Raw genomic sequence first — 20,894 nt, 5'->3', positions numbered from 1 at the left:
ATGAGACAATGAAATTTATGGAGGGATCAATTTGATTATTCGCCCAATGACAGCTAGTGATTGTCGATCAATCGATCAAGCATTTCTTGCACAACAATGGCCTAGTCGTCAAGCTACATTAGAGAGATATCTTCAAGAACAGAGCCGCGGACTGCGACAGGTCTTTGTTGCGGAAGACTCGGGACAGATTGCAGGCTATGCGACATTGATTCCCCACGCAAAAGCCGGTCCTTTTAAAAGGAATGGCTATCCGGAGATCACCGATCTAAATGTCTTTCAAAACTTTCAGCGGCAAGGAATCGGCGCTAAGCTGCTCCAAGCTGCAGAAGAACAAGCCAAAACATTTTCGTCTGTGATCACCATTGGTGTGGGGCTTCATTCTGGTTATGGCCCTGCACAGCGACTGTATTTAAAAAATGGCTACTTACCTGACGGATCAGGGGTCTGGTTTGAGAATCAAGTCTTGGCAATGGGTGCTGCTTGTTACAATAATGACGATCTTGTGCTTTATCTTTCTAAGTCCTTTTGACAAGCAACCAGCGTGTTATTTCTATCTAACAGGTATAATCTACAGAAAATACGATGAACGTCAATGCTAGGAGCATACTAGCCTTGACGTTTTTTTCTACGACCAAACAAGCTTCGACGTATCTCGGTCCTGCTAGAAATTTTAGGAAGAATGGTATGACCCGCATATTTGTTCGCCAAAAACAGCGTTCTTTCCTTTGATTAGAAAGGAAGAACGCTGTCTAGATTCTGTTCCATATTCAAAAAAATCAGTAACACTTCTCGCAGGGGGTCAATCCTTTGCTTAAAGCTTCGGACAACGTAGCTGGGAAATAAGTACCATTGCCGCATTTATGGGTGTGATACTTCTTCCCTGTACGGGTGATCATGACATATTCTTCTGCTTGATTGCTTGTGGTTTGATTTGACTGGCTGGTTTGGTTTGCCTGCTGTTCCGCAGCGGCGGCTGCTTGCCGTTCCTGTTCGGCTTTAGCAAGCTGCCGTTCTTGTTCTTCACGAATCGATTGGCGAACAGCTTCAGCTCGCTGCGTCAATCCATCATCTGCTGAGGGAAGCTTGGCAATCGCAGAAGTTGCACTAGCTAAGTTTGCTTCAGTCGGCTCTGCTTCGGCTTTTTCAACAGCTTTGGTCGCTTGTGCTTGCAATTTCGCTTGTGTTTCTTTCTCTTCAACTTTTGTTTGTAAAGAAGCCAGTCGATCTTCAAATTCAGTTTTCGTCGAACTTGTTGCTGCAACAAGCTTGGCAGCTGCCTCAAGGTCTGTTCTGCTTAGACTTTGTTCCGCTTTTTCTAACGCGCTGGCGATCTGCAGATGATCTTGGAGGACGGCCAAACGTTGATCATAATCGTCATATGTTTTGCTGAGAGAATGAACCAATGTTGCTGCTTCATCATAATTTTTTTGTGTTGGTTTAGATTCTGCCAACGCTAGTGCAGTTTCGACCTTTTTAATCAGTTCTTTCTCCGCTTTTTCTGCTTCTAAATAAGCCACAAATTCTTTGGAAGGTTTGATCAAGACTTCCTGTTCTTTTTTCTGATTATTTAAGGCAGCTTTTACCACAACTTGTTGCTCAGTGGCATCATTCAGGTGAACTGTGTAGCTAAAAGAACCTTTACTGTTTTTGACCGTTTCCCCATTGATCGTTAGGACAGCATCGGCCGTGGCTTCCCCTTCGATAGTCGCTTTTCCTGTTTCATCCGTTTGTATTTCAGGTGAAATAACAGATAGTGTCAAATTGCTCGGAGATAAAATTGCACCAGCAAAAAATAGAATAACGCTTCCGCATAAAATAAATCCCAATCTTTTTTTAGGTCGCTTCTTGATGGCAGCGATAATCAACAAAATACCGCTTACAATTACTGCTAAGAAACTGACCAAACTAATCCACATACCCATAACTTTTCTAGTTCCTTTCACTTTTTGATGTCTTTATTATAACATGATTTATATTAAAAACATGAAAAAAATAAGAAAATAAAACTAGATAATAACAATTTGTTTTTACGAATCGTTCTTATTTATAGAATCCTTTTTAGGGAGCGCTAGAAAACGGTTCCTTTTAATTGCTATTTTTTAATACAGATTAAAATAGTGTATTATTCTTGATAAATAAAAGAAAAGTGCTATTATTAGTCGTTAGATTAATACAGATTTTGAAAAGAGGTAGTACAGTGAGTAAAAAAGGTTCAGAAATTATTGTTGAAAGTTTAGAAAATCATCACGTCCCCTATATTTTTGGGATTCCAGGAGCAAAAATCGATGGTGTCTTCGATACATTAGAAGACCATGGACCACAATTGATCTTAGCCCGGCATGAACAGAATGCTGCATTTATGGCACAAGCCATTGGCCGTTTGACTGGAGAGCCAGGAGTAGTCATTGCTACCAGTGGTCCAGGTGCCAGTAATTTAGCAACGGGATTAGTGACAGCGACAGCTGAAGGAGATCCAGTTCTGGCATTGGCTGGGCAAGTGAAACGTTCTGATTTATCGAAACTGACCCATCAAAGTATGAACAACGCTGCTCTCTTTAGTCCAATAACCAAATACAGCACGGAGATCCAAGATCCCGAAACATTATCTGAAAATATCGCAAATGCATTTCGAATCGCTAAAACCGCAAAAAAAGGTGCCAGTTTTCTGTCGATACCACAAGATGTAACGGATGGCCAAGTCGAAGGAAGTGCCATCAAGCCATTATCAGCGCCAAAATTAGGACAAGCGAATCCAGAGGATATCGAGGATCTCGTTGAACGCATCAAGGAAGCAAAACTACCGGTTTTATTACTAGGCATGCGGGCTTCTGCTGAAAGCGAGACGGAAGCCATTCGTCATTTGATAGCGAAAACGGGATTACCAGTCGTGGAAACTTTTCAAGGAGCAGGAATCATTTCTCGTGCTTTGGAAGACCATTTCTTTGGCCGTGTGGGCTTGTTCCGTAATCAGCCAGGAGACATGCTGCTAAAACGAAGTGATTTAGTGATCGCTGTGGGGTATGATCCGATTGAATATGAAGCGCGCAATTGGAATGCAGAGAAAGACGCACGGATTATTGTGATTGATGAAGTACCGATGGAAATCGATCCATACATGCAGCCTGAAGTAGAGCTGTTAGGCAGCATTGCCAAAATCATTGAGCAAGTGACACAAGCCATCGATCAATATACGTTATCAGCAGATGCACAGAACTATTTAGCTACGTTGCAAGAAAAATTAACCGAAAAGCAAATAGAGGCCCGTGGAACAGAACAAACATTGCATCCATTGGAGATCATTGATACATTGCAGCAAAAAGTGACGGATGAGATGACCGTGACTGTTGATGTCGGCAGTCACTACATTTGGATGGCGCGTCATTTCCGCAGTTATGAACCTCGCCATCTATTGTTTAGTAATGGGATGCAGACATTAGGTGTGGCATTGCCATGGGGAATTGCGGCAGCATTAGTGCGGCCGAATACGCAAATTATTTCCGTATCTGGTGATGGTGGTTTCTTATTCTCTTCACAAGAATTAGAAACGGCTGTTCGCTTAAAACAGAACATCATTCATCTTATCTGGAATGATGGCACCTACAATATGGTGAAATTTCAGGAAGAAATGAAATATGATCGTGCTTCAGGTGTTCAATTTGGTCCTGTAGACTTTGTCAAATACGCGGAAGCCTTTGGGGCAAAGGGATTACGTGCCACAACAAAACAAGAATTGACAGCCGCGATCGAAGAAGGGTTTGCAACTGATGGACCAGTCGTCATTGATATCCCGGTCGATTATTCCGATAATGCCGAATTAGGCAAGACGATTTTGCCGGATCAATTTTACTAAGAGTATTTATTTTACTAATAGAAGGAGCTTCATGATGAACGTGAAAAGCAAAAGTTATTTATATCAACACGGAACTTTAGGCGGGTTGATGGAAGATTTGATGGATGGTACCGAACAAATCGGCAAGATGTTAGCCTATGGTGATACAGGAATCGGTACATTAGCTGGTTCAAATGGTGAGATTATTTTCTTGGAGGGCGTGATTTATCATGTTGACGAAACAGGACAGGTGAAGCAGCTGACAGGGACCGAGACGACGCCGTATGCAGCTGTCGTTGATTTTGCAGCCACGGATGAACTTGCTTTTGACACAGAAGCTACGGATGAAGAAGTCAAAGGAAGATTATTAGCGACCATCAGTCCCAATTTGTTTGCGGCCATCAAGCTTCATGGAATGTTTGATACGATGCACGTGCGGGTAGCGCCTAAACAAGAAAAGCCCTATCCAAAATTCGTTGAAATCATTCAAAATCAACCTGAATTTACGGCGACAGAAATAGCAGGAACTATCGTAGGCTTCTTTACCCCGAAACTTTTCCATGGTGCTGCAGCAGCAGGCTTCCATCTGCACTTTATTAGTGACGATCATCAGTTTGCTGGTCATGTACTGGATTTTAGCTTAATCAGTGGTGAAGCAGAAGTAATGGAAGTAGCCGAGTTTCGTCAACATTTTCCCATAGAGAATGCTGAGTTCTTGCAGCGGGAAATCGACGTGGAAAAAATTGCCCGGGATATCGAAGAAGCAGAATGATTTTTTGCTATAGTTAGGTAGATTTTGCGTTGCATTTGATTCTTCGCTGATGGATTATTTTCTGAAAAAAAGTATCTGAAATACAGATTAGAAGGTTAGGAAGTAAATAGGAGAAAAGTGCAGATTTCATTGCTGATTTCCGACTTCACTCTGTATCAGATGCTTTTTTAGTATTGAATAGATTTCCTGCAGCTGTACATTCGCCCAAGGGGAAGAATTGTAGTTCTCGGATGGATCAAAAAGATGTGCGCCATAGAATGCAAAAATAAATTTCAGATAAGTCGAACAATTTGGCCTGTTTTTCCTATACAATAGAAAGTGAAAGGGCTTTTTTTGAGAAGGTAATTCCATTAAGGGCCGCTGTCCACGAAACGAATGAGAAAGAGGGAAGACACATGAAAGTTATCATCACGGAAGATTATCAAGAGATGAGCCAAGTAGCCGTACAGCACCTTTTAGGCGTAATGCACAGCCAGCATCGAAAGAATATTTCAATCACCGCTGGATCAACACCAAAAGGGGTGTATGAAATGCTGGTACCACTAGTAAAAAATAAAAAATATTTTGAGCACGTTCACTTTTATAACTTTGATGAGATTCCATTCAAAGGGGAAGAAGACCGCTATGGTGTCACGATGACGAACTTGCACAACCTGTTTTTTGGACCAGCGGAAATCGATCGTGAAAGAATCCATGTCTTGGACTGGACGAATTATGAAACACAAGATGAACGAATCAAAGCCGATGGTGGATTGGATATGGTGTTGCTGGGGGTTGGATCAGATGGCCATTTCTGTGGGAATTTACCGAACACGACAAAATTTGGAGATTTAACGAGTCGCGTGAATGCGAATGCGACACCCGAGATGGCTGACGTTTTGTTAAGTGAGGTTGGTGGAGACAAAGAAAAACAACCTGATTTCTATGTAACAATGGGACCAAAAAGCATCATGCAGGTGAAGAAATTGGTAATGATCGCCAATGGCAAGAAAAAAGCAGGCATCGTCAAACAATTAGTAGATGGAACAGTAATGGAGGACGTTCCGGCAACGCTATTGACGACCCATCCAGATATGACATTGATCGTTGATAGAGAGGCTGCCTCGCTGCTTTCATACTAACCAGCGGAATTTGATTTTTCTCTATATCTTAATGAAGTAGTTCCTAGTAGATTGGACAATACACACCTGCTACAAATAGAAGTCAATCCCCCTCTTACCATTAGATCCTTTTTGCTTAAAAGGATTCTAATGGTAAGGGGGTTTTTGTTGTACGTTGACAAAGCTTGTTTCAGAAGGAAAGCAGATTGTTTTACAACTTACAAAAAGTAAGTTATTATTATCTCGAATTCGAAATAAATCGAGCGAGGTGAGGAAATGGAGCATCAAGAGGAAGCATTGAAGGCCTATATTGGTTTATTACGCAGCAGCAGTCACTTAGAGCAGGTGGCTAAACAAGATGTCCGCTGTTATGGCTTGAATCTGACAGAGTTTTCCGTTCTGGAACTGCTTTATCATAAAGGTACACACACCACCCAAGCTATCAAAGAAAAAATCTTGATTGCCAGCAGCAGCACGACGTACGTCATCGATCAACTCGTAAAAAAAGGCTGCGTTCGTCGAGAAACAAGTCAAACGGATCAGCGAATCACCTATGTCAGTCTGACAGATAAAGGGGCAGAATTGATGGATCAGATCTTTCCAACTCATGCCACAAAAATTGCGGCAAGTTTTGCCTTGTTTAGTATTGACGAGTTGCAAACATTAAAAACATTATTACGAAAAATAACTTATAACGAGAAATGAGGAAGAAAAAATGAGAAAACAAGACCAATTACTAGGGGTACACCATGTAACAGCCATGACCAGTGATGTCGAAAGAAACTATCACTTCTTTACAGAGATTTTGGGGATGCGTTTAGTGAAGAAAACTGTCAATCAAGATGATATTTATACCTACCACACATATTTTGCGGATGATCTAGGTTCCCCAGGAACCACGATGACATTCTTTGATTTTCCCAATACCGATCGTGGCAGTAAAGGAACAAATTCAATTACCCGTACAGGCTTTCGCGTACCATCCGATGCTGCATTAGACTATTATAAAAAGCGTTTTGAGACATTTGATGTGAAACATGAAGCGATCACAACAGAATTTGGCAAAAAAGTGTTGCGCTTCTGGGATTTTGATCAGCAATCTTACCAATTGATTTCTGATGAACACAATCAAGGCGTCAAAGCAGGTATTCCATGGAAACAAGGGCCAGTTCCAGAAGAATTCGCTATTTATGGTTTAGGCCCAGTCGAAATCTCCGTTTCTTATTTTGCCGATTTCAAGGGATTACTGGAAAATGTCTTTGGATTCAAAGCCATCGATCAAGAAGAAAATCGCACGCTATTAGAAGTTGGCGAGGGGGGCAATGGGGCAGAAATCGTCTTAGTCGAAGATACCAAAAGCCCACAAGCACAACAAGGAGACGGGGAAGTGCATCACGTCGCCTTTCGTTTAGCCGATCGCCAATCTTTAGCCGTATGGCAAGAAGTTTTTGAAAATTTGGGTCTCGCGAATTCCGGCTATGTGGACCGCTACTATTTTGAATCGCTGTATGTACGTGTAGGACATATTCTTTTTGAATTAGCGACAGATGAACCTGGCTTCATGGGTGACGAGCCTTACGAAACATTGGGCGAAAAATTATCACTGGCTCCGTTTTTGGAAGATCAACGTGCAATGATCGAAAAAGCGATCAAGCCGTTTGATACCACTCGCAGCCATAACTAAGGAGGTAAAAATGATGCAACCCATTCAACAAATCCACCATATATCCGCAATCGTCGGTGATCCGCAAGTAAATGTAGACTTCTACCGCGAAGTATTAGGCTTGCGTTTAGTCAAACAAACCGTCAACTTTGATGATCCTTATACGTATCATCTCTACTACAGCAATCTGTCCATTGAAAATGGCACGATCATTACCTTTTTCCCATGGTCCAACGCGCATCCTGGTCGTGTCGGTAGCGGACAGGTGGGCACGATTGCCTTTCGCATTCCTAAAGGCAGCAGCGACTATTGGAAACAACAATTGGCCCATCATCAAGTCACTGTTCATGAGAGCCATCTTTTTGGGCAACCAACATTGGAACTTCAAGATCCTCATGAACTGTCTTTGGCGCTAGTGGAAGGGGAAGCAGCGGAAACAAACGCGATTCTTGGGTTCCATGGAGCGGTCTTACTTTCCGCTAAGCCAGAGGAAACATTCAAGACGTTGACCCATGATCTAGGGCTGCAAGTTGTAGCGGAGACAGAATCAAACCGACGATTGGTGACTGCCGGACCAGTGAAACACGAGATTCTCCTACCAACAGAGCCACTGAGACCTGGTCGTTGGGGTGTCGGTACCGTCCATCATATTGCCTGGTCGGTCCCGAATGAGGAAAGCCAAATCAACTGGCAAGATGACCTTTATACAAAAAGGTATGGTGTTACAGAAATCAAAGATCGTAACTACTTCAAAGCCGTCTATTTTAAAGAACCTGGTACGATCCTTTTTGAGATTGCAACGGAATCTCCGGGATTTCTCATCGATGAACCATTGGAAACCCTGGGGACAGCACTCAAATTGCCCGCTCAATTTGAAGAGCGCCGCGGAGAAATCACAGCTCATTTACCCAAATTGACTGTTTAATTTACAAGTAGGAAGTCACCAATCATACACAAAAAAGAGAAAGCGGTGTCGCATGATCTATTTGGATCCCCAAAATCTGACGCAAAGAGAAAACTATAAGTTATTGATCGGCTCGATCATTCCGCGCCCCGTTGCCATCGTAACGACACGATCGGCAGAAGGGACCATAAACATTGCCCCTTTCAGTTTCTTTTCGATCGTCAGTTCAGAACCCGCCATCGTTTCGATCGCTGTTCAGCGAAAAAAGGGCACGATGAAAGATACGGCTCATAACTTACTCACGACCAAGGAAGCCGTGATCCATATCTTGGATCGCAGCAATGTGGAAGCAGCCAATCAGGCAGCGGCACTGTTACCTGCAGAACAAAGTGAATTGACCGTCGCAAATTTTACGCCAGTCCCTTCTCAAACGATAGGCGTACCCGGATTGCAAGAGGCAAAAATTCGCTTTGAAACCACCCTTTACCAACATGTACCGATTAACGAGGAAGAAACCAAGGAAAAAAACAAAGAAGAGATAAAAGTGGATCTGCTCTTACTTAAAATCACTGGGTATCAAATAAATGAACAGGTCTATGAAGAAGGAAAAATCAATCCCAAAAAATTGGCGGCAGTTAGCCGACTTGCGGGAAATTCGTATGCTGAGATCGGCGAGATCTTCGATTTGGCACGACCAAACGAGAAGGAGGACAAATGAACTTTATCTTTCACCAAGGAAAACCAGCTGCTCCCGTACTTGTCTTGTTACATGGAACCGGCGGCGATGAACGCTCTTTGCTTGATCTAGGTCACGACCTAGATCCCCAAGCATCATTGCTAGGTATTCGAGGCAATGTTTTAGAGAATGGCATGCCCCGCTATTTCAAACGATTAGCAGAAGGCATCTATGATGAAGAAGATTTAATGTTCCGGGGGCAAGAACTGGCAGCATTCATTCAAGAAGTCGCTAAAGAAAAAGGTTTCTCAATCGAACAAGTTGTCTTGGTTGGTTACTCTAATGGAGCCAATATTGCGCTCAATCTATTGCTGGAATTCAGTGCTCTTTTTCAAAAAGCGATTTTGTACCATCCAATGTATCCAGTATCGAAATTACCCAATCACCTACTGGCACAAACAAACGTATTTATGAGTTTTGGTCTGAAGGACCCTATCGTTTCTGTGGAAGACAGCAAGTATGTGCAAGCGATTTTTGAGTCTCGAGGTGCACAAATAGAATATGTTTGGACCCCAAGTCATCAACTGACCTATCAAGAAGTTGAGAAATCACGAAAGTGGTTAGAAAAGGCAGATTAAGTGGTTGTGAAACAGTGTTTAACACTATATATACTGTAAAAAAACACAACTGAAGACAACAATTTAAAAAAACAGCAACCAGAGGGGCAGACAAGATCCAGTGGCTGCTGTTTTTTTATAGAAAAAGTTTAGAAATTCAGGTAGCGTTTACTGCTGCTTATTTTTATGCCATACTATTGATTAATAGGCAAACCAATTTATTAAATAGACTTTCTATTGAGGTCATAGAAGAAGTGAGAATGCTCTGCAAAAGTATCTGAAATAATCGAACGAGGTTCTTCTTGGATGTGCCCTCGTGAGAGAGACAACTGATAAAAATAAAGGAGAAAAGAATTGGCAATTTCATTAAGAAAAGCAACAATAGATGATAGCCCACTGATCCAGAAATGGTGGCAAGACGGAAAGGTGATGGCAGCGGTCGGTTTCCCTCAAGGGTTAGCAGTGAGCATTGAGGAAGTACAGCAATCGCTTCATTACTACGAGGAGGTTTCTGGTGAGTTTTTATTGATTATAGACGAAAAAGGCCACCCCATTGGAGAATTTGCCTACAAGCCTATCGAAGCTAAAGGAGCAACGTTTGATATAAAGATTGGTGAACTGTCAAGGCAAAGGCAAGGCTATGGGAAAGCGGCTTTAGAAAAAGGCATGCAAAGGATTGCTGCCCAAAATCGCTTTAATCGAATCGAAATCACTGTCAATTCTACAAATGAGCCGGCACTGAAATTATACGAAAAAGTAGGGTTCAAACAAAGCGGTTTTTTGAAAGATCATTGGGTGAATCAAGTCGGTGAGCGTTGTTCGACAGTCGTGATGGTATATGAATTAGCAGATGCTGACAATGGCCTGAATAAAAGTAATTAAGGCACTAAATCATATTGCTTATTAAAGAGGTCTATCTGGATAAAAATCGCAGATAGCGCAAAAATAGATTTCCAGCAGGATACTGATTAAAGTCATCGGTTACAAGAGTCTTTCATAATCAATATCTTGATGATATCCATCGTTTTAGTTCATTCTCCTCTTTTTTTGAACTGGCTAGTTAGAGCAATGCTCTAACTATTAGGACATTTGTTTGAGCGAAGTCAAGGCATATGAATAAATTCGCTGTTGTAGAGATAACAACCTATGTGCGAAAGGTATTGGTCAACTCCTAAGTTAAAACGTATAATAAAGAAAAACAACATAGGAGCGTATATCATGAATTTAATAGGAATTGATTTGGATGGAACACTACTAAACTCGGAGCAAAAGATCAGTCATAAAAATGCCGCTTCTTTAAAGTCGCTTTCCAGTGATTGTTTCCCCTTTATTTGTTCGGGTCGAGAAGTAGGAGATATTCAGGCGATCCTCAAAGAAGCTGATTTAGCGATCCCGGCGGTCGGATTGAATGGTGCCATTGGGTACGATCAAGACAAGCTGATTTTTGATTTTCCATTTGATCCCCAAGCTGTAAAAGAAGTGAGCCAGATCGTTTCAGCGTTTCCAACAAAAATATATACCAATCAAGGCAGCTATGAATCGCAAAACTATCAAGAAGAGATGAAAAACATTTTCTATGCGATTGGTCAAGAATTTCCTGTAGAAGAACTGAATTATGAACTTGATTATGAAAATACGATTCAGTCGACAGCTTACGATGCGATTGAAGAAATCATCAATCAAAAAAATATTAATGTTTATAAACTGTTTGTTTTCGTCCCTAATCGTGAGATAAAAAAAGAGCTATTTCCGCAGATAGAAAATATACCAAATGTCTCTGTTACTGAATCAGCGGCCGTCAATCTTGAAATCGTTCCTCGCTCCGTATCCAAGGGCTTTGTTTTTGATCATCTTAGCCGCATTTATGAATTAGACCAGCCAACAAAATTCGCTATTGGAGATAGTTTAAATGACTTAGAAATGTTTAAGAACGCGGATATAAGTTTTGCCATGGCAAACGGTCATCCAGCAATCAAAGAATTAGCAGATCATGTGACCGTTTCAAATGACGAAGATGGTGTTTCGCAAGCGTTAGCAATGATTAAAGGTACAAGATAAGCAAGCTGTTTGGAGAAGGCACAGCCTGCATTTCGCCCTAAAAGTCCCTGCCACTATGTTGTCGCTTGAGAGACAACATAGTGGCAGGGTCTGCTTGTTAACGAAAGGGGACTATTTCATCAGATGGTTTTATAATTCGTGAATGGCCTCAGCAATTGGTGTTTCTCCGCTGATGACTTCAAATTCTTTGCCAATACTGTTTTCATTTTCCAAAACAGCGATTAATGTGGCAGCAACATCTGCCCGCGGAATCGAGCCGAACTCGTTGCGTTTGCCTGCTTTGACGTTGCCTGTTCCCGGATCGTCTGTCAAACCGCCGGGATGGACGATGGTCCAGTCCAAGTCGGTGCGGCTTCTCAACCATTCATCCGCATAATATTTGGCGATCGTGTAAGGCTGCAAACTATTTTGTTTCAACAGTTCTTCCCGATCATTTCTGAAAGTGCTGACCATGACGAAACGTTTGACGCCCGCTTTCTTTGCCGCTTCCATGGCTTTGACGGCACCATCTAGATCGACTGCTATCGTTTTTTCTAGTCCTTTGCCGCCGGCACCAGCACTGAAAACAATAGCGTCAACTTCGTTTGCTGCTTCTGCGATCGTTTCAATCGAGCTGGAAGCCAAATCCAGTAGTACCGTCTCGATCCCTTTCTCTTCAAAGAAAGGAACTTGTTCAGGATTTCGGATCAAGGCTTTTTCCTTGATCTGTGGATGATTCTTCAGTTGCTCGGCGAAATGCTGACCGACTTTGCCATATGCACCAATAAATAAGACTTTCATAGAGATTCTCCTTTTCAGAAAAGGGATGACTGTAAGTATTTTAATAAACGGAAGATCTGAATACTAAGAGACAGGCTTCTGTGATCTCATAGATTCTGATCACAGCTTTATGAAAAGTATTCGACCGCTCCTCCAACTCAGATCATTTCGTTGGATGTTTTCTTAGGTCATAGCCCTTTGTTATTGGTTTTCTCTTCAGAGATTGAAGGGAATTTTTTTAGCTAAACTTATATCGATAGATGATTGATCAAAAATCTTTCTAGATTAAGCATAGCATCCCTCCTACTATTCGACAAACAATGACAACTAGTTCTTTGTCCTCCAAAACAATAATGACTGACTATCCAGTTGCCTGTATCAACTAGTACTGGCTAAACCATTTCCTTAAGCTAGCTAGTGACCTGTCATTCCTCTTTAGTGTTATAATCAAGCCATCAAATGATCATTATTTAGCTAGTATTGGTGATTGATCAAATAAACGTAAGGAGAAAAGAAATGGCTTACGAAGTGGATTTTAAAAATGTAGTGACGGATGGATTAGAGAGCTCTCCTGTTGCAGAAAAATTAGCCGGTCTGCGGGCAAATGAAGCGCGTTACTTTTGGAACAAATACAAATATGTGTATACCACCTATCCAGCTGCTGAAAAGCCTAATTTGGTGGCACTGATCAAGCAGATCTTAAAAGAAGAACGGGATCTAGTTTTTGAATCACCCATTCTTGAAGTAGCACTTTACGAAGATGACGATCTTTTTTGGCCTGAATTCTATTATGAGAGTGGCATGGTCCTTAATTTACTCTATGAAAAACATGGAACCAGTGAAGGAAAGCCTCCGAAACGTGCAGTTGGTATCAAACTGTCGGAAGGGATGCCGGTTCCTGCTGAGCTAGAAGGGAATTTTAAATTCGCTCGTCAGCGTTCGAAACTTGCTGGCGAGATTCGCGGCTCATTTTTTGTTGTAAAGCAAGAATGGCTGTAAACTGTTGAAAGGCGTTAAAACCTGCTGCATTCTTTTTTTGAAGGATGTAATGTGTTTTAACGTCTTTTCTTTGCTTATCTTCCAGTGTAGAAGTTCAGACTTATGGTGGACAATATTTTTTCTCTGCTGTGATATATTTAGGCTGAAAAAATAAGTGGCTACCAGTTTATGGAGGATAGGATGGGAAAAAGAGTGAGTTATCCAGCATTGGATAGAATGAAATATGCAGGGGCTATCATGGTTATTATGATTCATTGTGATACCCTTATTCCTCAAGCGGAGACCAATTTTTTTATCAAAAATATTATTTGTCGTATTGCGGTGCCTTTCTTTTTTGTTAGCAGTTCATTTTTCATCCGTAAGGGGATGCAGATGAGACCGGAATATTTAAAAGAATATTTCCTGCATTTAATCAAATCTTACGTCGTATGGAGCATTCTTTTCCTTCCGATGGGGCTAGACTGGATTCATCAAAATCAAGAAGTGCCAATAGAACTACTTCCTGCGGCTTTGTTTGTTGGATTTGTCCATATCGGCACCTATTATCATTTATGGTACATCCCTGCATTTATCCTTTCGGTCATTTTTATAGTAAATTTGTTGAAACGTTTTTCATATCAAAAAGTGTTTGTCATTTCACTAGTTCTTTATTTATTTGGAAGTTTGGAGACCTACTATGGTCTTCTACCATCTGGTTGGTTTAAAGATTTTTTTGATCTGGTTATTAGGCTAACATTTACGACTAGAAATGGTCTGTTCTTTGGCATGATTTTCACGCTTATTGGCTTTTTCATCTATGATCATCAGGAAAAGTTATCCCGAATGGGAAAACATAGTTCTAGTTTTCTTTTGTTATTTGGAAGTTTGTTCGTGTTGGAAGGTCTGTTCCTTTCTCACATTCACAGATTGGACATGAATTTTATCTTGATGCTTGTGCCGTTGAGTTTTTTCTTATTTCTTTGGCTGCTCTCAAAAAATCCAACGCAGAACTCCTGCTTAAAAAAATTACGAGAACTGTCACAATATTATTATTTTATCCATCCTATTTGCATTGTTCTGGTGGAAGAGACTGGTAAAGCATTGAAGCTAAGCATGCTCTCTTCCGGAATATTGAGCTTCCTAACCATTCTATTCCTAACCCATGTATTTGCTAAGGTCATTATCCACATTCGCAGCAAACCGTTAAGACCTGCTTTGTTGTTAAAAACTCTGTTTGCCAGTATCGGACTAACCCTTATTTTAGCTGGATCCTTGTATCAGTTCAAAGTGAGCAGCGCTGTGATTAAGTTTGAATTCGTTCCCTGTATATGGGTCATTTCTAGTTTATTTTCACTCTTCTTTTTTATGAATTGGCGAATGGTTCTTCCTGCAGTCAAGAACTAAGGGTGTTGTCTTGTCTGCTCCTCGGATCATTCCTTATTGAGAGAAAGAGCCGACAGGAGAAACTTTATGAGCTATTTAGCAGATACAGCTTGATGGGGTATTACTTAGTCTCACGCCCGAGAGTAAGTTGTCTGCAGCTTTTTGAAAGCCAACTTTTTATTCAAGCGCCAAAACATGTGTCGGTCTTTTTTTTAGAAAAAAATTATGAAAAAAAATTCGAGAAATCTGGGAATCTATCATAGACTTTTCATATTTGACAGGTTAACTTTTTCGGACTGCGACTCCTCTTTTGAGATAGAATCACGGGTCATTCTTTTGTTAATAGGTTAAGTGAGAAATACGAGAGAAAAATCTCTCATTTTTATCACTGCCTCATAGAATGAGAACGGTTGAAAAAGCCCGGTTTGCTTGCTATTCTATTTTGTAAATCGATAGAGGAGGGCTGACAATGACGTCGTTACAAGAGAATCCTTTTTTGACTCGTCAGGATTACCAAGCGGCACTTGAACAAATCATGCAACCGTTGCGGGCAGCTATTTTGTCCACTGATCGTCCAGGATTGAATTTAGGTAGCAGCGGTGCTGTATATGATCAGAAGCGTGCAGAGATGGAAGCGCTTGTGCGTCCGCTATGGGGGATCGCGCCTTATTGGACAGCATGCCAAGATGATCCGTTGCGAGATGCCTATGTTGCTAAATTAATAACAGGAACCGACCCTGGCAGCGAAAATTATTGGGGAGAGATCACGGACTATGACCAATATATTGTTGAAGCAGCGGCATTGGCATTAACACTTTTACTACATAAAGAATATGTTTGGGAGCAATTGCCTGAAAGGAATCAACAAGCGCTGAAAAAGTGGTTGTCACACGCATTAACCTGTAAGATTCCCAAAAACAATTGGACATTCTTTAAAGTGTTGATCCGGGTGGCATTGTATCAGTGTGGGGATCCATTCGCAAAAAACGAACTTACACAAGAATTAGCGTTGATCGATTCGATGTATATTGGTGATGGATGGTACGTAGATGGAAAAGTAACGCAACGCGATTATTATGTTGCTTTTGCCTTTCATTATTACGGTTTGATCTATGCTACTTTTATGAAAGAAGAAGATCCAGAATGGTCAGAGCGATTTATTGAGCGGGCTACTTTATTTGCGCAAGATTTTATTTACTACTTTGATGAAGATGGTGAAGCTTTGCCTTATGGGCGGAGTCAGATTTATCGTTTTGCTCAAGGCGCTTTTTTTTCGGCGTTGGTTTTTGCTGAGGTTGAAGCGATCCCGTGGGGAAAATTGCGGACCCTCTTATCAGCCCACATGCATAACTGGATGACCCATGATATTTTTACTTTCGATGGCCGCTTATCTATTGGTTATCATTATGAAAATTTAGTGATGGCAGAAGGCTATAATGCACCAGGCTCCCCTTATTGGTCGCTGAAAACATTTTTGGTGTTAGCAGTGAGTGAGGATCATCCGTTTTGGTCAGCAGAACGGATGCCAATTAAGCGAGAAAATCAGAAAGTAATCGAAAAAGGTAATCTGCTGATGGTTCATGATGAAGCAAGCCACCATCTCCTAGGGTATCCAGCAGGGATGATGATCGAAAACCAAGCCCATGCTCAAGCTAAATACAGCAAGTTTGTTTATTCAAGTAAATTCGGTTTCAGTGTACCAAAAGCGGGAGTGACGTATGAAGAAGGAGCCTTTGATAATACGCTAGCTGTCTCTCGCGATGGTTCTTATTTTCGTACAAAGGGCAATGTGATTAGCTATGGCTTGACCTGTAAAGGGGTCTGGTATCAATGGGCACCCTTTGAAGAAGTAATGATCACAACAGAGATTTATCCATTTGGTCAGTGGCATCTGCGGGTCCATGAGATCATAACGAGTATGCCGATAGAACTTCGCGAAGGTGGCTTCAGCGTGCCGCTGATCGGTCGGCAGCCCCAATCCGAAAAAGGAACGACTTGGAGTCGAGTCGTGGAGGAAGAACGGTCATCGCATATTGTGAGTATTGAAGGCTATGGACAAGCAGGGATCGTTCAACCGGAAGTCAATACATCTTTGTTTTTTCCGAGAACCAGTTTTCCGTACTTGTCCCAAAAAATCATGCCAGGTAAGCAGCGAATGATCTGCTTAGTCGGCGGTATTATAACAAGAGAAAGCAGGAAAGGATAGATAAAAATGATTTCTATTTCATTGAAAAACAAGGATGATCAAGTCATCGTAGGTTCGATCGATCATGATAAAGAAGCACAACCTTTTCAAATTACTGGTAGTGACATGGCTGTTTTAGCAATCAAAAATTATACGTATGAACGGGGTGATAAAATCGTTGTAGAAGTGCAGGGGGACCAGCGTTATTATGTAGTTCAGTTGGATGAAACATTGGCACCGGCACTGATCTATTTGCCGCAATCAACATGGGAGTACACGATTCCTTTAAGCGAATCCGCTAGAAAAGCAGGAGTGGAAACAGCTTTTTCTTCCAAGCGGCATCATATCATGGTAAGACAAGCCCATTCTTTTGAGATCACGAATTACCAAAAACTTTCATTCAATTCTCATGATCAAAAAGCAGATACCGGGGCATATCCTCATGCTTCTGCAAATGTAGAGACCCGAGATGATTCAGTCTTCTTTGCAAAAAATGCTATTGACGGAAAATACGGCAATCAATCCCATGGTTCTTATCCATTTGCTTCTTGGGGCATCAATCAGCAAGCCGATGCTGCCTTGACCGTTGATTTTGGCCGGAATGTGGTCATTGACTGCGTCCGTTTGTTGTTCCGAGGCGACTATCCGCATGATAGTTATTGGACCAAAGGCACATTGGTCTTTTCAGACGGAGAAGAACTTGTCTTACAGACGACGAATGCGATGGCTTTTCAGGAATTTCGCTTTCCCAAAAAGGAGACCAGTAGGATAACCTATGGGCAGTTGCAAAAAGCAGGAGATGATTCTCCCTTTCCAGCACTTACACAAATCGAAGTTTTTGGTTGGAATCGCTAAATTTATTTTTTGAAGAAAGAGTGTGGCATCTCAACGTTTGTGTGAGATTGTCCCACTCTTTTTGCGAGAGTTGAAGAAGGAAGGTCGCTTTTTCTTTCAGAGTACGTTATAATGATTTTAGTTAATATGTTAACAAGTTAAGGAGAGATGATTAATGCGTCTTCAAGAAAATAAGCAGCGCTTGCTGTCTTTAGGTGAAAAAGTGACGGATGCTTGGTTAATTGAAAAAATCACTGCCTGTATTCAACAGATTGAAAAAAATAGTCAGCGCTTCGGTACACAGTTTCCTTCCGCCTGTGGGACAAACGGCAAGTATCGGATCAAAGCGAATGATGACTGGACGAATGGCTTTTGGACAGGCATGCTCTGGCTAGCCTATGAATGGACAAAGCAAGAAGAATTTTTGACGCGTGCTATGGAAAATATTGCCAGTTTTCAAGAGCGCCTCGATAGGCATTTTGTGCTGGATCATCATGATATCGGTTTCTTATATAGTTTATCTGCGGTCGCGGGCTACAAAATCACGGGGGATGAACAATGCAAGCAAGAAGCTATCCAAGCAGCAGATGTTTTGCTGGCTCGTTTTCAAGAGAAGGGGGCATTCATTCAAGCATGGGGAAACTATGGTGATCCGAAAGAATATCGCTTGATTATTGACTCCCTGCTTAATTTACCGCTTTTATTTGAAGCAACAAAGCTTTCAGAAGATCCCCGCTATTTTGACGCAGCTCAAAAACATTATCACACACTGTTGAATACTGTGATCAAAGCGGATGCCACAACGTTCCATACGTATTACTTCGATCCCGAAACTGGTCAACCAAGTCATGGCGCGACCCATCAAGGGAATAGCGATCATTCCGTTTGGGCACGGGGGCAAAGCTGGGCCATATTGGGTATTCCATTGAATGAGAGCTACTTGCACACACAACCATTTCCCCAAAATTATGGTCAAATCGTTGATGTTTTTTTGGCACAGTTGCCAGCAGATCTCGTCCCTTATTGGGATTTTGATTTTAATGACCAAACACCTTCAGATAAAGATAGTTCGGCATTAGCGATTGCTGCTTGCGGACTATTGGAAGCAGCAAAAATGCAGGCTTTTCCCGATGCACAGTTACTGGCCAAAGGGATGATTTATCAGTTGGGAGAACACTATGCAGCAAGTCAAGTACCTGACAATGAAGGATTACTGCTCCATGGTGTTTATGCTCATGCCGAAGGAAAAGGCATCGATGAACCTAATCTATGGGGAGATTATTTTTATTTAGAAGCGCTGATTCGATTGGCGATGCCTGATTGGCAAAGATATTGGTAAAGGGGAAGTCGACATGCAAACGTTTGAGATAAAAGAAGAATTTTTGGTAGATGGAAAACCAACTAAATTGATTAGTGGCGCGATCCATTATTTTCGCATGACGCCGGCGCAATGGGAAGATAGTTTATACAATTTGAAAGCACTGGGTGCGAATACCGTAGAGACTTATATTCCTTGGAATCTGCATGAGCCAGTGGAAGGCGTCTATGACTTTGAGGGGATGAAAGACATCGTCGCTTTTGTGTCATTGGCGCAAGAACTTGGGTTGATGGTCATTTTGCGGCCATCTGTCTATATTTGTGCGGAATGGGAATTCGGCGGGCTACCTGCTTGGTTGCTGAAAGAGCACGTGCGATTGCGTTCAACTGATCCACGATTTATGGCAAAAGTCCGTTCTTATTTCAGTGTGCTTTTACCAAAATTAGTTCCTTTGCAAGTGACACATGGCGGACCAGTCATCATGATGCAAGTCGAAAATGAATATGGTTCTTATGGTATGGAGAAAGAGTACTTGCGGCAAACGAAACAGTTGATGGAAGAATTCGGTATTGATGTTCCGTTATTTACGTCAGATGGTGCTTGGGAAGAAGTGCTGGATGCGGGCACACTGATTGAAGAGGATGTTTTCGTAACAGGAAATTTCGGGAGTCATTCCAAAGAGAACGCTGCAGTGATGAAGGCATTTATGGCAAAACACGACAAAAAGTGGCCGATTATGTGCATGGAATACTGGGACGGTTGGTTCAATCGTTGGGGAGAACCGATTATCAAGCGTGATGGCCAAGATTTAGCTAATGAAGTCAAGGATATGCTAGACTTGGGTTCATTGAATCTCTATATGTTCCATGGCGGAACCAATTTTGGTTTTTATAATGGTTGTTCTGCTCGTGGTGTGTTGGATTTGCCACAAGTGACTAGCTATGACTACGATGCGTTATTGACGGAAGCTGGCGAGCCGACTGAGAAATACTTCCATGTACAAAGAGCCATTAAAGAAGTATGTCCTGAAGTGTGGCAAGCCGAGCCCCGTAGGAAAACATTTGGTTCTTTAGGAACATTCCCTGTGCAAAACAGCGTCTCACTGTTGGCGGTAAAAGACCAGATGATGACGGCCCAAGAAACGATGTATCCAATAACGATGGAAGAAGCAGGGCCTGGTTATGGGTATATGCTTTATTCAGTAAACTTAAAAAATTATCATCACGAAAATAAGCTCAAAGTTGTGGAGGCCAGTGACCGATTGCATCTTTTTGCAGACGGTAGCCTGCAGACAATTCAATATCAAGAAAACCTTGGGGAAGAAGTGATGATCAAGGGTACGCCAGAGAAAGAATGGATTGAACTAGATGTTTTAGTAGAGAACTTAGGCCGAGTGAACTATGGCTTTAAATTGAATGGGCCGACACAAGTGAAAGGCATTCGTGGGGGAATCATGCAAGACATCCATTTTCATCAAGGCTATCGGCAATATGCATTGACATTGTCAGCAGATCAACTCAAAAAAATCGATTATACTGCCGGTAAAAATCCGGCCCAGCCTTCTTTTTATCAAGCTGAATTCACATTGACTGACCTCGCGGATACATTTATCGATTGCCGCAGCTATGGCAAAGGGGTGGTCATCGTCAACGGTATCAACTTAGGTCGTTACTGGCAAAGAGGACCGATTCATTCCTTGTATTGTCCGAAAGAGTTTTTGAAGAAAGGCACAAATGAGATCGTGATTTTTGAAACGGAAGGGATAGAAATTAATGAGCTCATCTTTTGTGAGCAACCACTAGTTGACTAAAAATAGAA

Annotated in this window: 19 protein-coding genes; 17 read left to right on the top strand and 2 right to left on the bottom strand. The window is 41.7% G+C overall.

Annotated features, from left to right (window positions below):
* The first annotated feature begins 46 nt into the window (after window positions 1-46).
* The gene (locus tag FE005_RS03435) at window positions 47-529 is read left to right on the top strand and encodes a GNAT family N-acetyltransferase (protein WP_138372190.1); all 483 of its coding nucleotides are present in this window, start codon (window positions 47-49) and stop codon (window positions 527-529) included.
* Window positions 530-776: 247 nt separating this feature from the next.
* Here the strand turns inward: FE005_RS03435 and FE005_RS03430 are convergent, their stop codons facing one another.
* The gene (locus FE005_RS03430) at window positions 777-1,922 is read right to left on the bottom strand and encodes a hypothetical protein (protein ID WP_081131077.1); all 1,146 of its coding nucleotides are present in this window, start codon (window positions 1,920-1,922) and stop codon (window positions 777-779) included.
* A 275-nt stretch (window positions 1,923-2,197) separates the two neighbouring features.
* Between FE005_RS03430 and alsS the strand changes: the two genes are divergently transcribed.
* The 10 genes from alsS to FE005_RS03380 all read left to right on the top strand — a co-directional run bounded on the left by alsS (window position 2,198) and on the right by FE005_RS03380 (window position 11,619).
* Window positions 2,198-3,850 carry an acetolactate synthase AlsS gene (alsS, locus tag FE005_RS03425; RefSeq protein WP_005469970.1) on the top strand — a complete coding sequence of 551 codons (1,653 nt, stop codon included), beginning with the start codon at window positions 2,198-2,200 and terminating at the stop codon, window positions 3,848-3,850.
* Between the two features lie 34 nt (window positions 3,851-3,884).
* A complete protein-coding gene (budA, locus tag FE005_RS03420; protein WP_003127915.1) occupies window positions 3,885-4,601 on the top strand; it encodes an acetolactate decarboxylase in 717 nt (238 codons plus the stop codon).
* Window positions 4,602-4,996: 395 nt separating this feature from the next.
* Window positions 4,997-5,722, top strand: a complete 726-nt coding sequence (locus tag FE005_RS03415; RefSeq protein WP_138371321.1) for a glucosamine-6-phosphate deaminase — start codon at window positions 4,997-4,999, stop codon at window positions 5,720-5,722.
* 255 nt (window positions 5,723-5,977) lie between these two features.
* Window positions 5,978-6,406 carry a MarR family winged helix-turn-helix transcriptional regulator gene (locus FE005_RS03410; protein ID WP_138371320.1) on the top strand — a complete coding sequence of 143 codons (429 nt, stop codon included), beginning with the start codon at window positions 5,978-5,980 and terminating at the stop codon, window positions 6,404-6,406.
* A 10-nt stretch (window positions 6,407-6,416) separates the two neighbouring features.
* The gene (locus FE005_RS03405) at window positions 6,417-7,385 is read left to right on the top strand and encodes a ring-cleaving dioxygenase (RefSeq protein WP_138371319.1); all 969 of its coding nucleotides are present in this window, start codon (window positions 6,417-6,419) and stop codon (window positions 7,383-7,385) included.
* A gap of 13 nt (window positions 7,386-7,398) precedes the next feature.
* Window positions 7,399-8,289: a VOC family protein gene (locus FE005_RS03400; RefSeq protein WP_138372189.1), complete on the top strand. Its 891-nt coding sequence runs from the start codon at window positions 7,399-7,401 to the stop codon at window positions 8,287-8,289.
* 52 nt (window positions 8,290-8,341) lie between these two features.
* Window positions 8,342-8,986 (top strand): flavin reductase family protein, encoded by a 645-nt coding sequence (locus FE005_RS03395; RefSeq protein WP_103300440.1) that lies wholly within the window; start codon window positions 8,342-8,344, stop codon window positions 8,984-8,986.
* Window positions 8,983-9,582, top strand: coding sequence for an alpha/beta hydrolase (locus FE005_RS03390; protein WP_041120036.1), 600 nt, complete (start codon window positions 8,983-8,985; stop codon window positions 9,580-9,582). Before FE005_RS03395 ends, FE005_RS03390 begins: the two co-directional genes overlap by 4 nt.
* A gap of 333 nt (window positions 9,583-9,915) precedes the next feature.
* Window positions 9,916-10,443 (top strand): GNAT family N-acetyltransferase, encoded by a 528-nt coding sequence (locus tag FE005_RS03385; RefSeq protein ID WP_081131070.1) that lies wholly within the window; start codon window positions 9,916-9,918, stop codon window positions 10,441-10,443.
* Window positions 10,444-10,779: 336 nt separating this feature from the next.
* Window positions 10,780-11,619 carry a Cof-type HAD-IIB family hydrolase gene (locus tag FE005_RS03380; protein WP_060815412.1) on the top strand — a complete coding sequence of 280 codons (840 nt, stop codon included), beginning with the start codon at window positions 10,780-10,782 and terminating at the stop codon, window positions 11,617-11,619.
* Window positions 11,620-11,748: 129 nt separating this feature from the next.
* Here the strand turns inward: FE005_RS03380 and FE005_RS03375 are convergent, their stop codons facing one another.
* Window positions 11,749-12,399 carry an SDR family oxidoreductase gene (locus FE005_RS03375; RefSeq protein WP_060815413.1) on the bottom strand — a complete coding sequence of 217 codons (651 nt, stop codon included), beginning with the start codon at window positions 12,397-12,399 and terminating at the stop codon, window positions 11,749-11,751.
* Window positions 12,400-12,894: 495 nt separating this feature from the next.
* On the opposite strand from FE005_RS03375, the gene FE005_RS03370 reads away from it, so the two are divergent.
* The 6 genes from FE005_RS03370 to FE005_RS03345 all read left to right on the top strand — a co-directional run bounded on the left by FE005_RS03370 (window position 12,895) and on the right by FE005_RS03345 (window position 20,886).
* Window positions 12,895-13,377, top strand: a complete 483-nt coding sequence (locus tag FE005_RS03370; RefSeq protein WP_138371318.1) for a phage tail protein — start codon at window positions 12,895-12,897, stop codon at window positions 13,375-13,377.
* Between the two features lie 180 nt (window positions 13,378-13,557).
* Entirely contained in the window at window positions 13,558-14,760 is a 1,203-nt protein-coding gene (locus FE005_RS03365; protein WP_230320965.1) for an acyltransferase, read from the top strand.
* A gap of 448 nt (window positions 14,761-15,208) precedes the next feature.
* Window positions 15,209-16,945, top strand: a complete 1,737-nt coding sequence (locus tag FE005_RS03360; RefSeq protein ID WP_138371317.1) for a DUF2264 domain-containing protein — start codon at window positions 15,209-15,211, stop codon at window positions 16,943-16,945.
* A gap of 6 nt (window positions 16,946-16,951) precedes the next feature.
* Window positions 16,952-17,779, top strand: a complete 828-nt coding sequence (locus FE005_RS03355) for a hypothetical protein (RefSeq protein ID WP_138371316.1) — start codon at window positions 16,952-16,954, stop codon at window positions 17,777-17,779.
* A gap of 154 nt (window positions 17,780-17,933) precedes the next feature.
* Window positions 17,934-19,097, top strand: coding sequence for a glycoside hydrolase family 88 protein (locus FE005_RS03350; protein ID WP_138371315.1), 1,164 nt, complete (start codon window positions 17,934-17,936; stop codon window positions 19,095-19,097).
* Between the two features lie 13 nt (window positions 19,098-19,110).
* Window positions 19,111-20,886, top strand: a complete 1,776-nt coding sequence (locus tag FE005_RS03345) for a beta-galactosidase family protein (protein WP_138371314.1) — start codon at window positions 19,111-19,113, stop codon at window positions 20,884-20,886.
* Window positions 20,887-20,894: the final 8 nt, after the last annotated feature.

The sequence above is a fragment of the Enterococcus sp. M190262 genome, from assembly GCF_005843965.1.
Taxonomy (GTDB): domain Bacteria; phylum Bacillota; class Bacilli; order Lactobacillales; family Enterococcaceae; genus Enterococcus_D; species Enterococcus_D gallinarum.
This window is presented reverse-complemented; position numbering and strand designations above follow the sequence as displayed.

Bases quoted from the DNA above. Each gene is read 5' to 3' on its own strand.
- FE005_RS03435 (WP_138372190.1), top strand. From the start codon at position 47: ATGACAGCTAGTGATTGTCGATCAATCGATCAAGCATTTCTTGCACAA.
- FE005_RS03430 (WP_081131077.1), bottom strand. From the start codon at position 1,922: ATGGGTATGTGGATTAGTTTGGTCAGTTTCTTAGCAGTAATTGTAAGC.
- budA (WP_003127915.1), top strand. From the start codon at position 3,885: ATGAACGTGAAAAGCAAAAGTTATTTATATCAACACGGAACTTTAGGC.
- FE005_RS03415 (WP_138371321.1), top strand. From the start codon at position 4,997: ATGAAAGTTATCATCACGGAAGATTATCAAGAGATGAGCCAAGTAGCC.
- FE005_RS03410 (WP_138371320.1), top strand. From the start codon at position 5,978: ATGGAGCATCAAGAGGAAGCATTGAAGGCCTATATTGGTTTATTACGC.
- FE005_RS03405 (WP_138371319.1), top strand. From the start codon at position 6,417: ATGAGAAAACAAGACCAATTACTAGGGGTACACCATGTAACAGCCATG.
- FE005_RS03400 (WP_138372189.1), top strand. From the start codon at position 7,399: ATGCAACCCATTCAACAAATCCACCATATATCCGCAATCGTCGGTGAT.
- FE005_RS03395 (WP_103300440.1), top strand. From the start codon at position 8,342: ATGATCTATTTGGATCCCCAAAATCTGACGCAAAGAGAAAACTATAAG.
- FE005_RS03390 (WP_041120036.1), top strand. From the start codon at position 8,983: ATGAACTTTATCTTTCACCAAGGAAAACCAGCTGCTCCCGTACTTGTC.
- FE005_RS03380 (WP_060815412.1), top strand. From the start codon at position 10,780: ATGAATTTAATAGGAATTGATTTGGATGGAACACTACTAAACTCGGAG.
- FE005_RS03375 (WP_060815413.1), bottom strand. From the start codon at position 12,399: ATGAAAGTCTTATTTATTGGTGCATATGGCAAAGTCGGTCAGCATTTC.
- FE005_RS03370 (WP_138371318.1), top strand. From the start codon at position 12,895: ATGGCTTACGAAGTGGATTTTAAAAATGTAGTGACGGATGGATTAGAG.
- FE005_RS03365 (WP_230320965.1), top strand. From the start codon at position 13,558: ATGGGAAAAAGAGTGAGTTATCCAGCATTGGATAGAATGAAATATGCA.
- FE005_RS03360 (WP_138371317.1), top strand. From the start codon at position 15,209: ATGACGTCGTTACAAGAGAATCCTTTTTTGACTCGTCAGGATTACCAA.
- FE005_RS03355 (WP_138371316.1), top strand. From the start codon at position 16,952: ATGATTTCTATTTCATTGAAAAACAAGGATGATCAAGTCATCGTAGGT.
- FE005_RS03350 (WP_138371315.1), top strand. From the start codon at position 17,934: ATGCGTCTTCAAGAAAATAAGCAGCGCTTGCTGTCTTTAGGTGAAAAA.
- FE005_RS03345 (WP_138371314.1), top strand. From the start codon at position 19,111: ATGCAAACGTTTGAGATAAAAGAAGAATTTTTGGTAGATGGAAAACCA.